General features: G+C 72.3%; 14 protein-coding genes. 4 read left to right on the top strand and 10 right to left on the bottom strand.

Going from position 1 to position 15,859, the window contains the following annotated elements; translation table 11 throughout:
* Positions 1-220: 220 nt before the first annotated feature.
* The 9 genes from ACZ43N_RS41335 to ACZ43N_RS41295 all read right to left on the bottom strand — a co-directional run bounded on the left by ACZ43N_RS41335 (position 221) and on the right by ACZ43N_RS41295 (position 9,698).
* Positions 221-553, bottom strand: coding sequence for a TcmI family type II polyketide cyclase (locus tag ACZ43N_RS41335; protein WP_468104826.1), 333 nt, complete (start codon positions 551-553; stop codon positions 221-223).
* 20 nt (positions 554-573) lie between these two features.
* Entirely contained in the window at positions 574-1,053 is a 480-nt protein-coding gene (locus ACZ43N_RS41330; RefSeq protein ID WP_468104824.1) for an SRPBCC family protein, read from the bottom strand.
* A 1-nt stretch (position 1,054) separates the two neighbouring features.
* Complete coding sequence (locus tag ACZ43N_RS41325; RefSeq protein WP_468104823.1) at positions 1,055-1,312, bottom strand: acyl carrier protein; 258 nt, start codon at positions 1,310-1,312, stop codon at positions 1,055-1,057.
* Positions 1,313-1,356: 44 nt separating this feature from the next.
* Entirely contained in the window at positions 1,357-2,607 is a 1,251-nt protein-coding gene (locus tag ACZ43N_RS41320) for a beta-ketoacyl synthase N-terminal-like domain-containing protein (protein ID WP_468104821.1), read from the bottom strand.
* Positions 2,604-3,872, bottom strand: coding sequence for a beta-ketoacyl-[acyl-carrier-protein] synthase family protein (locus ACZ43N_RS41315; protein WP_468104820.1), 1,269 nt, complete (start codon positions 3,870-3,872; stop codon positions 2,604-2,606). The genes ACZ43N_RS41320 and ACZ43N_RS41315 overlap by 4 nt, the downstream gene beginning before the upstream one ends.
* Positions 3,869-4,330, bottom strand: a complete 462-nt coding sequence (locus ACZ43N_RS41310) for a cupin domain-containing protein (RefSeq protein WP_468104818.1) — start codon at positions 4,328-4,330, stop codon at positions 3,869-3,871. Before ACZ43N_RS41310 ends, ACZ43N_RS41315 begins: the two co-directional genes overlap by 4 nt.
* Positions 4,331-4,394: 64 nt before the next feature.
* Positions 4,395-5,552: a SchA/CurD-like domain-containing protein gene (locus ACZ43N_RS41305; RefSeq protein ID WP_468104816.1), complete on the bottom strand. Its 1,158-nt coding sequence runs from the start codon at positions 5,550-5,552 to the stop codon at positions 4,395-4,397.
* Positions 5,553-5,908: 356 nt separating this feature from the next.
* Positions 5,909-7,561, bottom strand: coding sequence for an FAD-dependent oxidoreductase (locus ACZ43N_RS41300; RefSeq protein ID WP_468104814.1), 1,653 nt, complete (start codon positions 7,559-7,561; stop codon positions 5,909-5,911).
* A 421-nt stretch (positions 7,562-7,982) separates the two neighbouring features.
* Complete coding sequence (locus tag ACZ43N_RS41295) at positions 7,983-9,698, bottom strand: IlvD/Edd family dehydratase (RefSeq protein ID WP_468104812.1); 1,716 nt, start codon at positions 9,696-9,698, stop codon at positions 7,983-7,985.
* Positions 9,699-9,745: 47 nt separating this feature from the next.
* On the opposite strand from ACZ43N_RS41295, the gene ACZ43N_RS41290 reads away from it, so the two are divergent.
* From ACZ43N_RS41290 to ACZ43N_RS41275, 4 genes are read left to right on the top strand one after another with little or no spacing between them, the layout of a single operon-like run.
* Positions 9,746-10,570, top strand: coding sequence for an IclR family transcriptional regulator (locus ACZ43N_RS41290; RefSeq protein ID WP_468104810.1), 825 nt, complete (start codon positions 9,746-9,748; stop codon positions 10,568-10,570).
* A 39-nt stretch (positions 10,571-10,609) separates the two neighbouring features.
* Positions 10,610-11,470, top strand: a complete 861-nt coding sequence (locus tag ACZ43N_RS41285; RefSeq protein WP_468104808.1) for a fumarylacetoacetate hydrolase family protein — start codon at positions 10,610-10,612, stop codon at positions 11,468-11,470.
* An 11-nt stretch (positions 11,471-11,481) separates the two neighbouring features.
* The gene (locus ACZ43N_RS41280) at positions 11,482-12,507 is read left to right on the top strand and encodes a zinc-dependent alcohol dehydrogenase (RefSeq protein WP_468104806.1); all 1,026 of its coding nucleotides are present in this window, start codon (positions 11,482-11,484) and stop codon (positions 12,505-12,507) included.
* A gap of 57 nt (positions 12,508-12,564) precedes the next feature.
* Positions 12,565-12,906, top strand: a complete 342-nt coding sequence (locus tag ACZ43N_RS41275; protein WP_468104804.1) for a DJ-1/PfpI family protein — start codon at positions 12,565-12,567, stop codon at positions 12,904-12,906.
* A gap of 94 nt (positions 12,907-13,000) precedes the next feature.
* On the opposite strand, the gene ACZ43N_RS41270 is transcribed toward ACZ43N_RS41275, so the two are convergent.
* Complete coding sequence (locus tag ACZ43N_RS41270; RefSeq protein ID WP_468104802.1) at positions 13,001-15,685, bottom strand: winged helix-turn-helix domain-containing protein; 2,685 nt, start codon at positions 15,683-15,685, stop codon at positions 13,001-13,003.
* Positions 15,686-15,859 lie beyond the last annotated feature (174 nt).

Here is a 15,859-nt window from a genome sequence, read left to right as displayed (position 1 = left end):
AGGGTCCCCGGTCGTTCGGACGCCGCACAGAGCCCCGCGCCCCCCCTCGGAGTGAGCACTTTTGTGCCTCTCCCCAACTGGCACCCCCTCGCCCCCCCCCCCCCCCACTTTTCCACTCACCCCCCCCCGGGGCACCCCCCCCTTTCGCTTGCTCCCCTGGCCCGCTCTTCCCCCGGCCCCCTTTTTTTTTCCCCCCCCCCCCGGCGCCGCTCTCACGGATTCAGGAAGTGGCCTCCCGCTCCCAGCGGTAGAAGCAGTGCGCCATCGCGTCCTTCGGCGAACGCCAGGTCGTCGGGTCGTACGCGGTGACGTACGCCGACAGCCGTTCGCTGACGTCCTGGAACAGGGGATGCCGGGCCATCTTCGCGATGGCGGGTCCGGGGTCCTGCTCGGACTCGATGAGGTGCAGGTACACGTCACCGAACTGGAAGAGGCTCCGCCGGGCGACCCCCACGAGGTGGGGCAGTTCTCCCCGGTCCGACTCCCCGAACACGTCGGCGATGTCGGGGGCCGACCCCGGGGCCATACGGGCGACGATCAGAGACTGGTGCATCGTCCTGTCCTCCGTAGGACTCAGTCGGACAGCGTCGGCACGAGCCGGCGTTCCTTGGCGGCCTGCTCGATACGGTCCCGGATCAGAGCCATCTGGACCTTGGAGTTCCGGTTGATGTTGTCCGTCATCCACGCGTCGTCGACCGGTGCGTCCGGCTTCATCTCGAAGTCCTGGGTCCACACCATGCGGGTGCCGTCGGGCACCTCCTCGTACCGCCACATGATGTTCATGTAGGCGAAGGGGCCGGTCTCGACGCGGCGAGCCCGCACGCTGAGCGTGTCGCGATCCGTTTCCCGTTCCGATACCCAGCTCCACACGGTGCCGTTCTCGTCGGGGTGCATGGTCAGCCGGAAGGTGGTCCGGTTCCCCTCCCGGGAGATGATCTCGGCGGAGGCGTACTCGCTGAACAGCCGCGGCCAGTTCTCCACGTCATTGGTCATGTCCCAGACCAGGTCGACCGGCGCGCCGATGGTGATCTCGTTCTGCGTGTGTCCGGCCATGTCAGGCTCCCGCGGGCAGCGCGCTGTTGACGGCGTCGAGGAACTGACGGGGCGTCTTGCTCTTCTCCGAGTCCGGAGGCATCGGCGCGCCGTAGCGCTTCTCCAGTTCGCCCACGATGCCGAGCAGACCGAGCGAGTCGATGCCGAAGCTGTCGAACCCGTCGTCTGATCGCTGTCGGAGGTCCTCCGGGGCCACGGTGACTCCGGCGGCCTTCTTCATCAGCTCGGCCAGCTCTTCCGCGGTGATGATGTCACTCATGCGGTTTCTCTCCTTGCTCCGTGATGGGTGCTGACGAGGCCTCGTTACGAGGCGTCGGTGGCGCCGAGCCGTAGCACCAGCGCCGAGTTCGACCCCATGAGTCCTCGGCTGAGGACCAGCGCCGTGCGCAGTTCGGTGGCGCGGGCGTGTGTGGTCACGAGGTCGAGGTCGTGGCAGACGTCATGGACGTTGGGGGTGGGGGGAATCAGGCCGTGCTCCAGCGCCAGCACCGCCGCGGCGGCGTCCAGGACGGGTGCCGCGCAGTAGCCCCGGCCGATGGCGGTCTTCGGTGCCGTGACGGGGACGCGTCTGCCGTGGGCGCCCAACGCGTCCGCGATCGCCAGTGCTTCGGCGCGGTCGGCCTCCGGGACACCGAGGGCGTCGGCGAAGACCACGTCGATCTCCTCGGGGGCGCAGGCGGCCTCCTCCAGGGCGCCCCGGATGGCCTGGGCCAGCCCTTCCCTGGATTCCCGCCAGTGGGAGGCGCCGGTGAACGTCGCCGCGTGTCCCGCCAGAGTCGCCCGGCCGGGCGCGCCCCGTTCCCGGGCCGCGGTCTCGGCCTCGACGACGAGCATGGCGCCGCCCTCGGCGGGCACGAATCCGCAGGCCGCGGAGGTGAACGGGCGGTAGGCGCACTCGGGGACGTCCACCGTGCTCAGCTCCTGGTAGCCGAGCTGGCAGACCATCGAGTACGGGGCCAGTGGTGCCTCGGTCGCGCCGGCCACCAGCACGTCCGTGCCGCGCCGTACGGCCCGCGCCGCGTGCGCCAGCGCGTCGAGGCCGCCGGCCTCGTCGGCGGCGACCACACCGCAGGGGCCCTTGAAGCCGCGGCGGATGGAGATCTGGCCGGTGCTCGCGGCGTAGAACCAGGCGATGGACTGGTACGGCCCGACGTGGCGACTGCCCTTGTCCCACAGTTGCTGCAACTCCCGCTGCCCGAACTCGCCGCCGCCGGAACCGGCCGCGGTGACCACACCGACGGAGAACGGCGAGTCGTCGGTGTCGGACCGGCTGAGGCCGGCCTCGTCGATCGCCATGTCGGCCGCGGCCATGGCGAAGTGGGTGAACCGGTCGGTCTGGACGAGGTAGCGTTCCTCGACCGCCGAGGGCGGATCGAAGTCCCGGACCTCGCCGGCCACCCGCAGCGGCAGGTGCCCGCATCCTTCGCGGGTGACCCGGTCCAGCACGCTGAGGCCTTCCCTGGTGGACTTCCAGAAGGTCTCGGTGGAGGTTCCGTTGGGCGCGACCACGCCGATGCCGGTGACGACCGCGCGCCGAGTGTGCGGTTCGCTCATCGCGTTCTTCCCTTCGGCAGGGTGAGGACCACCGCGGACTGAAAGCCGCCGAACCCGCTGCCCACGGACAGGACGCTGTTCAGCCGTCGCTCGCGGGCGACGCGCGGGACGTAGTCCAGGTCGCACTCGGGGTCCGGTGTCTCGTAGTTCGCGGTGGGCGGGACGACCTGGTGGGCCAGGGCCAGCACACAGGCGACGACCTCGATCGCCCCGATCGCGCCCAGGGAGTGGCCCACCATGGACTTGATGGAACTCATGGGCGTGTCGTAGGCGTGCGCGCCCAGGACCCGTTTGACCGCGGCCGTCTCGTGCCGGTCGTTCTGCTGGGTTCCCGACCCGTGCGCGTTGACGTAGTCGATCGCCGTGCCGTCGAGCCGGGCGTGGTCGAGGGCACCCTCGATGGCCCGGGCCATCTCCACGCCCTCGGTGGTCAGACCGGTCATGTGGTAGGCGTTGCCGAAGGTGGCGTAGCCGCCGAGCTCGCAGTACACGTGCGCACCCCGCGCTCGGGCATGTTCCAGCTCCTCCAGGACGAGCACCGCGCCGCCCTCGCCCATGACGAACCCGTTGCGGTCGGCGTCGAAGGGCCGTGAGGCGTGGGCGGGATCGTCGTTGTTCGGGGAGGTGGCCTTGATCGCGTCGAAGCAGGCCATCGTGATGGGAGAGATCGGCGAGTCGGAGGCGCCGGCTATGCACACGTCGGCCCTGCCCTCCTCGATCGTCTGGAAGGCGTATCCGACCGCGTCGAGCCCCGAGGTGCAGCCGGTGGAGACGGTCTGCACCGGCCCGCGTGCCTCGAACCGCTCCGCCACCGTCGAGGCGAGGGTGCTGGGCGAGAACGCCCGGTGCAGATGCGGACCGGCCTGCCGGTGGTCCACGTCCCAGCGCTGCCCGCGGTTGCTGACCAGGACGTAGTCGTGCTCCAAGCGGGTCGTTCCGCCGACCGCGGTGCCCAGGGAGACCCCGACCCGCCAGGGGTTCTCGGCGGCGAGGTCGATACCTGAGTCCCGTACGGCCTCCTCCCCCGCGACGAGGGCGAACTGGATGTACCGGTCGCAGCGGGCGATCTGCTCCGCCTCCAGCCCGTGGGCCGCCGGGGCGAAGTCGCACTCGGCGGCGATCCGTGAACGCAGCCCGGACGGGTCGAAGAACGTGATGCCCCGCGTCGCCGTGCGGCCGCTCGCGAGGAGGTCCCAGAACGCCGGTATGCCGATCCCTCCGGGCGCGACGACGCCTATGCCGGTGACCGCCACTCGCCTGGTCATGAGCGGACCCGACTTCGCTCGGCGATCCCGTGCCCGCCCTCGTGGGCGGCCTCCGCCGCGACGGGTACGGCGTCGGTCTCCTCGGTGTCGACGTGCCCGAGCGGCGGACTGGGGGCCAGCGGGCCGAGGTGGAAGACCAGACGGGCCTCCACGTTGCCGACGTTGCGGAAGCGGTGCCGCACATGGGCGGGGATCATGAGGCCCTGCTCGGGCTGCAGCGGATGGGGCTCGCCGTCCAGGTCCACCTCCAGCTGCCCGCAGATGACGTAGACGAACTCCTCGGAATACGGGTGGTAGTGCTCAGCGATGCGGTCGCCGGGCTGCACGATGGCCACACCCATGAAACCGCTGGTGGAGCCGACGGTGGCGGGAGTGAGCATGGCGCGCAGATCGCCACCGCGCCGGGTGTTGGGCTCGATCTCACTCAGATCCACGATCGCGGGATGGCTCTTGATCACGACGTTCCTCCGAACTTGTGCTGTCGGGAGACGAGGGGTGGCCGTCGCGGCCCGGGGACTGCGGTCAGGCGCCGGGCGCGCTGCGGTCGGTGACGAGGTGCATGTGGGCGGCCGTCACGAGGCGGGCGTGGGCGCCCTCCTTCGGCGCGGAACCCGCTGCCCCGAGGGCTCCGTCGTCGAGAAGCGCCGTCAGCTCGGCCGCCTGACCGCGGTCCGGGAGACCGAGGACGGGGCCGGAGTCCGTGTCGGAACCACCGCGGACGTCGACCAGCCGCACCACGACGTCGTCGCGCTGGAAGATCGTGCTGCGCAGCACCGGCCCGTGCGCGTCGTCCGCCGCCGCCTCGTCCTGCCGGGCGAGCAGTTCGGCCAGCCGCATGCCGCAGCCCTCACGGGCCGGGTAGTAGTACGCGTGCCGCTCGGCGTCCCCGCTCTCCTGGCCGGCCGTCACATGGTGGACGGCGGGCAGGGCCGCGCGGGTGAAGAAGAGGCGGGCGGACTCGGGGTCATCGAGGTCCCGGTCCTGTTCCAGATACGGGTTGATGGCCTCCTCGACGGCCCGCACCTCGGGCTGCCGGGCGACGTGGCGCAGCGCCGCGAGCAGATCCCCCCGCACCTCGATGGCCCGCACCACCCGGTTGCCGTACATGAACAGGGATGTGCGGCACAGCCGGGTGGTGGCGTCGACCTGGGGCTCCGGCGGATCGTAGTCGGCGAGGATCTTGGCGACGATGTCCTCGCAGCCCGGCTTGACGGTGAAGGTGAGCGCATGACGGATCAGGCCGTCACCGATCCGGGGTGACGTCTGGAGCCGGCGCTTCCCGGAGGCGGCCTCCGCCACCGGGCCGCCGGTCTCACGGACGATGTGGAAGCGCAGCGACCTGGTGTCCCGGACGCAACTGTGCAGTGGCTCCACCATCCGCACGTGTTCCTCGCTGTTCACCCAGGTGAGGAAGGGCGGGGCGCTCTCCCACTCACTCGTGATGAGCCATTGGGAGGGGTTCTCGATGGACTGGCAGAGCTGGTCGCTCACGTGGCCGGGAACGGACGCGACCTGGTTGCACAGACCCTCGTACGCCTCGAGGAACTGCTGCTGGGCTCCGTCGTAGACGTCCACCAGCAGGACGACGCGTAGCCGGGAGCCGTCGAACACGGACTGGGAGACGCGCTGCGATGCCTTTGACGTCGGCGGTTCCGAAAGGCGGTCAGATGTGGTGGTCATCCTGCGCACTTCTCCTTCGTTGGGGGGAGGCGGACGAATGTCGGTTTCTCGATCCTGTGCCCGCCCCGGGAAGCGCGCGACTCGTGTGCTCTGCCCAGGTGACCGCCACCAGTTCGACGGAAGGGGCCCGCTCAGGTGGGGTGATGAGGGCCGTGGTGTGGTGCGTGCGGTCGTCGGCCGGGCGGTCGCGGTCACCCGCACAGGTGATGAGCCGGACCCGGGCCCGCTCGCTCTCCGACCGCGCCGAGGCCCGCGAGAACGGCCGGCGCCGTGGCCGCGTCGATCGACGAGAAAGCCGACGGGGCCGCCACGCGGTGAGGGCGTGACGGCCCCGTCGGCGACGTCGTCTCCTGGGTTCAGAGGGCCAGCAGCGTGCTCAGGACCTGGCGCAGTGTCGACTCGGCGTCCGGGACCCGGTCCGGGGATCGCCACGCCACGAACCCGTCGGGCCGGACGAGTACGGCGCCTGCGGGTGTCGTGCCGTGGGCGGCCGTCCAGTCCGTGTCGCCCTCGGTTGTCAGCTCGGCGTCACGTCCGCTGCCCACCCTGTACGACATCAGGGGGATGGACATCGAAGCGGCCAGGCGGTTGGCGGCCTCGTGCCATCCACTCGGGTCGTCCGCGTCGCTGAGCAGGACGAATGACCGCTCGTAGAGGTCCAGAGTGGAGATGTGTTCACCTCGGTGGCGTACCGGCACATGGGGTGCCCTGCTGCCGGGCTCCCCGGACAGGTCGAGGCGCTCCGGCACGGCCGGCGTGGCCGGGTCGGCACCGATGACGGCGCCCTGCGGATAGCGGTAGCCGAGGGCCACGTTGAGGATGCCGCGCTGTGGGCCGCCCTGTACGCCGGGGGGCGGGGCGAAGCCGGGATGGCTGTGCTCGACCGACCGGGCGGCGGCGCGGGCGCTGGTCGCCTCCGCCACCGGGCGGCGCTCGGCGTCGTATGTGTCCAGCAGCCCCTCCCCCGCCCAGCCGCCCAGCACCGCGGCCAGCTTCCACGCCAGGTTGTGGGCGTCCTGGATGCCGGTGTTGGAGCCGAACGCCCCGGTGGGGGACATTTCGTGGGCCGAGTCACCGGCCAGGAAGACGCGTCCCGACCGGTAGCTGCGGGCGACCCGCTGGGCGGCGTGCCAGGGAGCCCTGCCGGTGATCTCCACGTCGAGGTCGGCGTCCCCGACCGCGCGGCGAATGTGTGCGACGCAGCGCTCGTCGGTGAACTCCTCGAGGGTTTCGCCGCGTTCGGGGTGCCAGGGAGCGTGGAAGACCCAGTTCTCGCGGTTGTCCACGGGCAGCAGCGCCCCGTCGGCGTCCGGGCTGGTCAAGTAGCAGACGATGAAACGACGGTCACCGACGATGTCGGCGAGCCGGCGGGAGCGGAAGGTGATGCTGACGTTGTGGAACAGATCTCCGGGACCGCTCTGGGAGATGCCCAGCTGTTCACGGACCGGGCTGCGGGGGCCGTCGGCGGCGACGAGGTACTCCGCGCGGATCGTGGTGTGCTCACCCGTCTCACGGCTCTTGACCACGGCGGTGACGCCGGTGGGATCGTCGGCGAACGACATCAGCTCGGTGGCGTACCGCAGGTCGCCACCGAGCTGCGCCGCGTGATCGAGCAGCACCGGCTCCAGGTCGTTCTGGCTGCACAGACACCATGAGCTGGGGCTGAACCGGGCGAGTCCGCCTCCCGCGTCGATCTCCCGGAAGAGCCACTCACCCACGTCGCCGACCAGGGTGGGTGTCTGCAGGATGCCGTGGTTGTCGGCCAGGGTGGCGGCGGCCTCTCGGATCATCGGCTCGACACCGGCTGTCCGGAACAGCTCCATGGTGCGGACGTTGTTGCCCCGCCCGCGGGGGTGGATGGAGGTGCTGGCGTGGCGCTCCACCAGCGTGTGACGTACCCCCAGCCGGCCCAGGAACAGCGACGTCGACAGGCCGACGAGGGAACCGCCGACGATGAGGACCGGGACCTGATGGGTCGGGGGGTCGGCTTGATCGTCTCTTTGGTTCACCGCTCGCCTCCAGTGGTGCGTGGCCGTCGGCTCGGCCGCCGCGTACGGTTGTGGATCTCATGCATGCCCCGCGGTTCGGACGCCTCGTCACGCTTCACCCGCTCAACCGCCCGTTTCGCCGAGTCGGCGGCCGGGGGCGGTCCGGATGCGCGTGGCTGACAGGGCGCCGAGGCGTCAGGGCCCAGCAGTTGGACGAGATCGGCCGACCTGGGCACAAGAGGGTGACCGCCTGTGCGCGGCGGCTTCACGGGCCTTGGCAAGAGTGCCTCACGCGGCGCGGCGAGAGGGGACGCTCGATCGGCATCCGGGTCGCCGGCGTTCGGCCGCCGGAGGTGGCCTCCCTGTTCCGCCCGCCGCGCCCTGTGGCCGGGGCGGGCGGAACAGAGGGTGAGCAGCGTGGCGTCAGGGTGTGAGGCGACCGTCAGTGCGACTCGCGGCTCACCTCGGACCCGCTGGAGCCGATGAGGAAGTCCAGGTCGGCGCCGGTGTCGGCCTGTAGGACGTGATCGACGTAGAGGCGTTCCCAGCCGCGGCGCGGGGCGGCGAAGCCGTCTACGGTGGCCTGGTCGGGCGTGCGGGCCGCGAGCTCGTCGGCGGGTACGTCGACGTCGATGCGGCGGGCCGCGACGTCGAGGGTGATGATGTCGCCGGTTCGGACGAGTGCCAGGGGGCCGCCGGCGGCGGCCTCGGGGGCCACGTGCAGCACGACCGTGCCGTAGGCGGTGCCGCTCATCCGGCCGTCGCAGACGCGGACCATGTCGCGGACGCCCTGTTCCAGGAGCTTCTTCGGCAGCGGCATGTTGGAGACCTCGGGCATGCCCGGGTAGCCCTTCGGGCCGCACCCGCGCAGGACCAGCACGGAGTCGGCGTCCACGTCCAGGTCGGGGGCGTCGATGCGCGCGCGGAAGTCCTCGATGGAGTCGAAGACGACGGCCCGGCCCCGGTGTCGGAGCAGGTGCGGGGAGGCGGCCGCCGGTTTGATGAGGGCGCCGTCGGGGGCGAGGTTGCCGCGCAGGACGGCGATGCCGCCCTCGGCGACCAGTGGTTCGGCGCGGGTGCGGATGACCTCGGAGTCCCAGACCGGGGCGTCGTCGAGGTGGTCGACCAGAGGTGTGCCGGTGACGGTCAGCGCTTCCGGGTCGAGCAGGTCGCGCACCTCGCGCAGGACGGCGAGCAGGCCGCCGGCGCGGTGGAGGTCCTCCATCAGGAAGCGGCCCGCCGGTTGCAGGTCCACCAGGACCGGCACGCGCGAGCCGACCCGGTCGAAGTCGTCCAGCGTCAGGTCGATCCCCAGGCGGCCCGCGATCGCGAGGAGATGGACCACTGCGTTGGTCGAACCGCCGATGGCGGCCAGCGCCACGATCGCGTTGTGGAACGACGCCTTGGTCAGGAAGGTCGCCGGCCGCCGGTCGGCGGCCACCATGTCCACGGCCAGCCGGCCGGTGCGGTGCGCGGCCTCCAGCAGCCGGCTGTCCGGAGCGGGGGTGCCGGCCACTCCGGGGACCACGGTGCCCAGCGCCTCGGCGACCAGGGCCATCGTCGACGCCGTACCCATCGTGTTGCAGTGCCCACGGCTGCGGATCATGGCCGACTCGGAGCGGATGAACTGCTCCTGGGAGAGCGTGCCGGCCCGGACCTCCTCCGACAGCTGCCACACCCCGGTGCCGCAGCCCAGCAGGCTGCCGCGGAAGGTGCCGTTGAGCATCGGGCCGCCGGGGACCACGACCGCGGGCAGGTCCACCGAGGCGGCGGCCATGAGCAGCGACGGGATCGTCTTGTCGCAGCCGCCGAGCAGGACGACGCCGTCGACGGGGTTGGCCCGCAGCATCTCCTCGGTGGCCATCGCGGCCATGTTCCGCCACAGCATGGCGGTGGGCCGCACGTTCGTCTCGCCCAGCGACACCACCGGCAGGTCCAGGGGGATGCCGCCCGCCTCGTACACACCGTTGCGGACCGAGGCCGCCACCTCGTCCAGGTGCGCGTTGCAGGGGGTCAGGTCGGAGGCGGTGTTGGCGATGGCGATCTGGGGCCGGCCGGTGAAGGCGTCGCCCGGCACACCCCGGCGCATCCACGCCCGGTGGATGTAGGCGTTGCGGTCCTGCCCCTCGTACCACTGCGCGCTGCGGAGCCTCACCATCGAGCCCTTTCCAGTAATCGGTACGACGATCTAGAGTCTGGAACGCCATGCAGCATACGCAGACACCACACGAATCGGCAGACCTCGGCGCGGTCGGTGCGGCCGGCCCCGACGGCGGCCGCCTCGTCGGCTCGGACCGGGTGCTGGCCGTCCTGAAGGAACTGGCCCGGTACCCCGACGGCGTGGGCCTGGACGAGCTGACCCGCGCGATCGGCAGCCCCAAGCCGACCGTGCACCGGGCACTGGGCGCCCTGCGCCGGGCCGGTCTCGCCGACCAGGGCCCCGACAGCCGCTATGTGCTCGGGGACGAGTTCCTGCGCATGGCGTTCGCCCACCACGAGGCGCGGCCCGAGCACGTCCGTGTCCGTCCGGTCCTGGAGGCCCTGGCGCACCGGTTCGGCGAGACGGCGCACTACGCGGTGCTCGACGGCCGGGAGGTCGTCTATCGGGCGAAGGTCGACCCGCCCACCGGCGCCGCCAGGTTGACGTCGACGATCGGCGGCCGCAACCCCGCCCACACCACCGCGGTCGGAAAGCTGCTGCTCGCCCGGGAGTTGACGTCACCGGAGGAGGTCCGGTCGTGGGTCGGCGACTTCCCGTTGGAGCGGCGGACGCCCAGGACGCTGTCCACGGAGGCCGAGTTGCACGCCGCGCTCCGGGCCGCGGTCGCCCAGGGCTACGCCTGTGACGACCAGGAGAACGAGACGGGCGTCAACTGTCTCGCCCTGCCCGTGTACCTCACCTCGCCCACGACCCCGTCCGGCGCGGTGAGCGTCAGCGCCCTCGCCTACCGGACACCCCTGGCCGCCCTGGTGGACGCGCTCGACGAGATCCGGGCGCTGCTCGGCCCGCTCGCCGAGCCGCACCCCTGACTCATCCCGCCCTCGCCACCCCACCCTGGAGACAGCCCCGTGTATCTCATGCGCATCGGCGCCCCCGGCGCCGAGAAGCCCGTCGCCCGTATCGACGACGAGACGTACGTCGACCTGTCCGACGCCGTCACGGACTTCGACGAGCGCTTCTTCGGTTCGGGCGGCCTGGACCGCGTACGCCCCCTCGTCGCCGAACGCGCGGCCGCGGGCCGGGTGTCGCGTTTCGCCGGGGAACGCGTCGGCGCCCCCTTCGCCCGCCCGCACCAGATCCTGTGCATCGGGCTCAACTACCGTGACCACGCGGCTGAGAGCGGCATGCCCGTCCCCGACGAACCGATCCTGTTCACCAAGTCGCCCAACACCCTGATCGGCCCGAACGACGACGTGCGCGTGCCCCGCGGCTCGACGAAGACCGACTGGGAGGTGGAGCTCGGCATCGTCATCGGCCGGCGTACCAGCTATCTCGAGTCGGTCGAGGAGGCCCGCGACGCCATTGCCGGCTATGTGACGGTCAACGACGTCAGCGAGCGCGGCTTCCAGCTGGAGCGCGGCGGCCAGTGGGCCAAGGGCAAGTCCGCCGAGACGTTCAACCCGGCGGGGCCCTGGCTCGCCACCGCCGACGAGATCGACGACGTCCTCGGACTCGACATGTGGCTGGACGTCAACGGGGTGCGGCGGCAGACCGGCAGCACCAAGACGATGATCTTCGACCCGTACTTCATCGTGCACTACCTCAGCCAGTTCCTCGTCCTGGAGCCCGGCGACCTCATCAACACCGGCACCCCGCCCGGTGTCGGTATGGGCCTCACCCCGCCCGCCTACCTCCGGCCGGGCGACGTCATGGAGTTGGGCATCAAGCACCTCGGCAGTCAGCGTCAGCGGGTCGTGGCCCCCCGGTGAGCGGTGGTCGCATGCGTGCCTTCGTGCTGACCGGCCCCGGCGCGTACGAGGTGCGGGAGCTCCCCTCGCCCATGGCGGGTCCCGGCGAGGTCGTGGTCGATGTCGAGCGGGTCGGGGTGTGCGGCACCGATGTGGAGTTCTTCACCGGCGAGATGGCCTACCTCCACCAGGGGCACGCGGCCTACCCGATGCGGCCCGGCCACGAATGGTGCGGACGGGTCGCGGCCGTCGGCGACGGCGTCGCCCCCGGCTGGCTGGGCCGCCGGGTCATGGGCGACACCATGCTCGGCTGCGGCACCTGCCGCCGCTGCCTGCGCGGGCGCCGGCACGTGTGCGACAAGCGGCAGGAGGTCGGTATCCGCGGCGCCCGGGCCGGGGCGCTGGCGGAGCAACTCGCCGTTCCGGCCGCCTCGTTGCATGTGCTGCCCGACTCGGTCGACGCCGTCCTCGGCGCACTCGTCGAGCCGGGCGGCAACGCCCTGCGCGCCGCGCGAGCCGCCGCACCGGACCCCGGCGACCGTGCCCTGGTCCTCGGCCCGGGGACGATCGGCCTGCTGACCGCGATGTTCCTGCGTGCGGCCGGTGCCGAGGTCCACCTGATGGGTGCCGCCGAAGGCTCCCTCGTCTTCGCCCGCGGGCTGGGATTCGAGCACGTCTGGAGCGAGGACTCGGTCCCCGACCTGCCCTTCGACACGGTCGTGGACGCCTCGAACGCCGCCTCTCTGCCTGCGAGAGCCCTGGAACTCGTCGAGCCGGGCGGCCGCCTCGTGTACATCGGGCTGGCCGGCGAGCCCAGTCCGCTGGACACCCGCGCTCTCGTCCTCAAGGACGTCACAGCGGTCGGCATCCTGTCCGCCTCCCCCGGCCTCGACGCCACCATCCGCGCCTACGCCGACCAAACGGTCGACCCCAGGCCGCTCGTCGCCGCCACCGTGGGCCTCGACGAGGTCGGCCCCGTCCTCGCGGGCCGGCGCCCGGCGGGCGCGGGCCCCGGGCCCAAGATCCAGGTCACCCCGCGATCAGCGACCGCGAGCTGAGGACTGTCCCGCAATCCCCGGTGGGCGCACGACGCCGCGGATCACGGGACAGCCCTCATGTTCGACTTCCACCAGAGCCGGGCGGTGGAGGCGCTCGTCGCGCGGTTCCATGAGACCGGCCGGATCGTCGCCGCCGTCTGCCATGGGCCGTGCGGTCTGCTCGACGTCACGCCGATCAACGGTGAGCCCCTGGTGAAGGGCAGGAACGTCACCGGCTTCTCCTGGCGGCAGGAGGAGCTCGCCCAGCGGGCCGACACCGTCCCGTACAGCCTGGAGGACCGGCTCAGGGAACTCGGCGCCTCCTGCAGCACCGCCGTGAAGCCCTTCGCGCACCATGTCGTGGAGGACGACCGCCTCATCACCGGACAGAACCCGGGCGGCGCCAAGGCCGTCGCGTAAGGCAGTGGTCCGAACGCTGTCCTGAGGCCCCGCCCGGCATGCGCCGGGTCACTCGTCACGAAGGGGGCCGGGGCATCGCCGGCCCCCGCGCGGGTCACAGCAGCCGGAGTTCACGTGCGCGGCGTACGGCGTCGTTGCGGCGGTTCACGGCAAGCTTCCGGTAGGCGCTCTTCAGATGGGTCTTGACGGTGTTGACCGACACGGACAGGTCGGCTGCGATCTCCTCCGTCGACATCATCTCGGCGGCCCGCCTCAGCACGTCGCGTTCGCGTCCGCTCAGCTGTTCCACGATCACCGCGGTGCCGTCCGTGTCCGGGGCGCCCGCCGGGTGAGGGGTGCCGGGCTGCAGCCAGCCCGCCGCCAGTTCCCGCAGGGGCGGTGCGGCGAGGAACGGGCGGATCCAGGGGCCCGCTTCGTGGAAGGGCCGGCGCAGTTCGTCGCGGCGCGCCCGGTGGAGGGCCCGGGCGAGGAGGCGGCGGGTGGCGGCGGGGTCGCCCGCCTGGTACGCGGCCTGCGCCCGCACCAGCGTGGCGCGGACGGACACCGCGGGGCCGCCCCGCTCCTCGGGGTGCGCCCGGTCGAGCAGGTCGAGCGCCGCGTCGGGCCGACCGGTCGCCAGCTGGGCCCGGGCGGCGCCCACCGCGCAGGCCGGCTGGTCCTCGGGCACCGACCGCAGGAGTTCGGCGGCCTGTTCCGGGCGGCCCTCGGCGAGGTGGACGTCGGAGGTGACCAGCGTGGTGCCGGCCTCGGCCCAGGGCGAGACCACCTCGGCGGGGACGGACGACCGTGCGGCTCGCAGCGCCGCCCGAGTCCGGTCGCGTGCCAGCAGCAGACGGGCGGTCGTGAGGGCCTGGCCCGCGTCCAGCACCGGGTCGCGCAGCACGGACTCGGAGTCGTCCACGGACTGCAGGAGGGACTCGGCGGAGGCGAGGTCGTCGCGGTCGACGGCCACGGCGGCCAGGACCAGTCGTCCGACGCCGCAACGGGACGGCTGGGGTGCGGCGACCCGATCCGCCGCGGCCGTCGCCGCCAGCGCGGCGCGCTCCGCCCTCCCGGGCCAGCCGTGCAGCCAGTCGATCAGCGCCAGGCGGCCCAGACAGTCGGCGCGCAGGACTTCGGTGGCCGCCGCACCGGAGGCGTCGGCCACCGAGGACAGGGCGGTGCGGGCGTCCTCGAAGCGGCCGGCCCACAGCAGGGCCGAGCCCAGATGGGCCACCAGTTGTGCGGTGAGTTCCGGATGCTTCTCCAGCAGCTCGGCGGGGACCCGGCTGCTCAGTCGCTCGGCCACCGCCACCGCCCTCAGCGCCTTGCCGGGCGAACCGGTCTGCCGCGCCACCACGGCCTCCAGCAGAGCACAGCTCAACCAGGCGGCCGCGAGGTCGGTGGCGTCCTCCGCCGGGCCCCCGGCCAGGAGGCTCTCCTCCGCGTGCCGCAGGTGGGCCAGACCACGGTCGATGTCGTGCCGGGCCAGCTCACGGGCCGCGCGAACCAGGTCGGTGGCGGGGCTCGTCGCCTCGGGGCCCATCCGGGAGAACAGGTCGGCCAGTTCGTCTGAGCGCAGTCCGGTGAAGAGCTGGCCGATGGCGAGGTCGTCGACGAGGACACCGGCGGTGAAGTCCCAGACGCCCGCCGCGGCGCCGTGGTCGAGGGTCTCCGTGAGGGAGCCGGAGTCGCGCAGCCACTCGGCGGCCCTCCGGTGCAGGTCGGGTTCGAGACCGGGCGCACGCACATGCAGGTGCGCGCGGAGTATCTCCCCGAACAGCGGGTGGAGGCGGTACCAGGTGTGGCCGAGGTGCTCCACGAAGGCGTTGGCGCGGTGCAGCCCGGCCAGGATGGGTTCGGCGTCGAGGCGTCCCGTCAGCGCGTTCGCCAGGTCGGGACAGAAACGGTCGAGGACGCTGGTCCTGAGCAGCAGGTCCTGCGTCTCGGGCGTCTGCCGCCTGAGCACCTCCGCCAGCAGGTAGTCGGCCATCGGGGTGCGGTCGGCCTCGAACTCCTTCAGATACGTCTCCGGGTGCGGGCTCTCGCGCGCCGCGAGGGCGCACAGCCGCAGCCCTGCGGCCCAGCCGCGGGTCCGCTCCACGAGCGCGTCGGCCTCGGTCGGCGGGAGGCGCAGTCCGTGCAGCTTCAGCAGGGTGGCCGCCTCCTCGGGTGTGAAGGCCAGCTCGGCGTCCCTGATCTCGGTGACCTCGCCCGCCACCCGGTAGCGGTGCAGCGGCAGCAGCGGTTCGGTGCGGGTGACGAGGACCAGCCGCAGGCCCGCTCCCGCGTGGTGCAGTACGAAGTCGAGCTGGTCCGGCACCTCGGGGGCGGTCACCCGGTCGAACTCGTCGAGTACCACCGTGACGGGCTGTTCGCGGGCGCTCAGTCCGGTGGCGAGCCGGGTCAGTGTCGCGGGGTCGACCCGGCGGGCGTCCGTGAGCGGGCCGATCCCGGGCAGCCCCGCGCCGGAGAGTCGGAGGGCCTCCAGGAGGTACGCCCAGAACATGCCGCCGGCCTGGCCGACGGTGTCGGTGGTGAGCCAGGCCACGGGGCCGTCCCGTCCGGCCGCCCAGTCTGCGGCCAGCAGCGTCTTGCCCGCGCCGGCGGAGCCCTCGACGAGGGTCAGCGGCGTCAGCACCGCCTCGTCCAGGCGTTTGACCAGCCGCTCGCGCCGGAGGAACGTGGTGGGGCGCACGGGTACGGCGAACCGGGTCCGCAGGAACGGGTCGCCCTTGGGGTCGGCCCGCTCCGGGGCGGCCCCCGTCTCGTTCTCCTCGGCCCCAGCCACGGCGCTCACCACCTGCGTTTGTCAGGTCGTGGACGGGTTGTCCGTCCTCAGCATCCCAGTGTTCGCGCCCACCCGCGCGTCCGGCCGCCCCCTCCCGCTAGGCGTGCGATCACGTGGTACGCCCCACGGACAGACGACGCGGACGGCACCTCGGGGCGCGCTGGGGCCGGGCGCGCCGACAGG

The sequence above is a fragment of the Streptomyces sp. NPDC030814 genome, assembly GCF_055572155.1.
Note: the sequence above shows the minus strand (reverse complement) of the source record. Positions and strands in the feature narration are given on the sequence as shown.

Bases quoted from the DNA above. Each gene is read 5' to 3' on its own strand.
- ACZ43N_RS41320 (WP_468104821.1), bottom strand. From the start codon at position 2,607: ATGAGCGAACCGCACACTCGGCGCGCGGTCGTCACCGGCATCGGCGTG.
- ACZ43N_RS41325 (WP_468104823.1), bottom strand. From the start codon at position 1,312: ATGAGTGACATCATCACCGCGGAAGAGCTGGCCGAGCTGATGAAGAAG.
- ACZ43N_RS41295 (WP_468104812.1), bottom strand. From the start codon at position 9,698: ATGGTGAGGCTCCGCAGCGCGCAGTGGTACGAGGGGCAGGACCGCAAC.
- ACZ43N_RS41315 (WP_468104820.1), bottom strand. From the start codon at position 3,872: ATGACCAGGCGAGTGGCGGTCACCGGCATAGGCGTCGTCGCGCCCGGA.
- ACZ43N_RS41330 (WP_468104824.1), bottom strand. From the start codon at position 1,053: ATGGCCGGACACACGCAGAACGAGATCACCATCGGCGCGCCGGTCGAC.
- ACZ43N_RS41335 (WP_468104826.1), bottom strand. From the start codon at position 553: ATGCACCAGTCTCTGATCGTCGCCCGTATGGCCCCGGGGTCGGCCCCC.
- ACZ43N_RS41280 (WP_468104806.1), top strand. From the start codon at position 11,482: ATGCGTGCCTTCGTGCTGACCGGCCCCGGCGCGTACGAGGTGCGGGAG.
- ACZ43N_RS41275 (WP_468104804.1), top strand. From the start codon at position 12,565: ATGTTCGACTTCCACCAGAGCCGGGCGGTGGAGGCGCTCGTCGCGCGG.
- ACZ43N_RS41305 (WP_468104816.1), bottom strand. From the start codon at position 5,552: ATGACCACCACATCTGACCGCCTTTCGGAACCGCCGACGTCAAAGGCA.
- ACZ43N_RS41290 (WP_468104810.1), top strand. From the start codon at position 9,746: ATGCAGCATACGCAGACACCACACGAATCGGCAGACCTCGGCGCGGTC.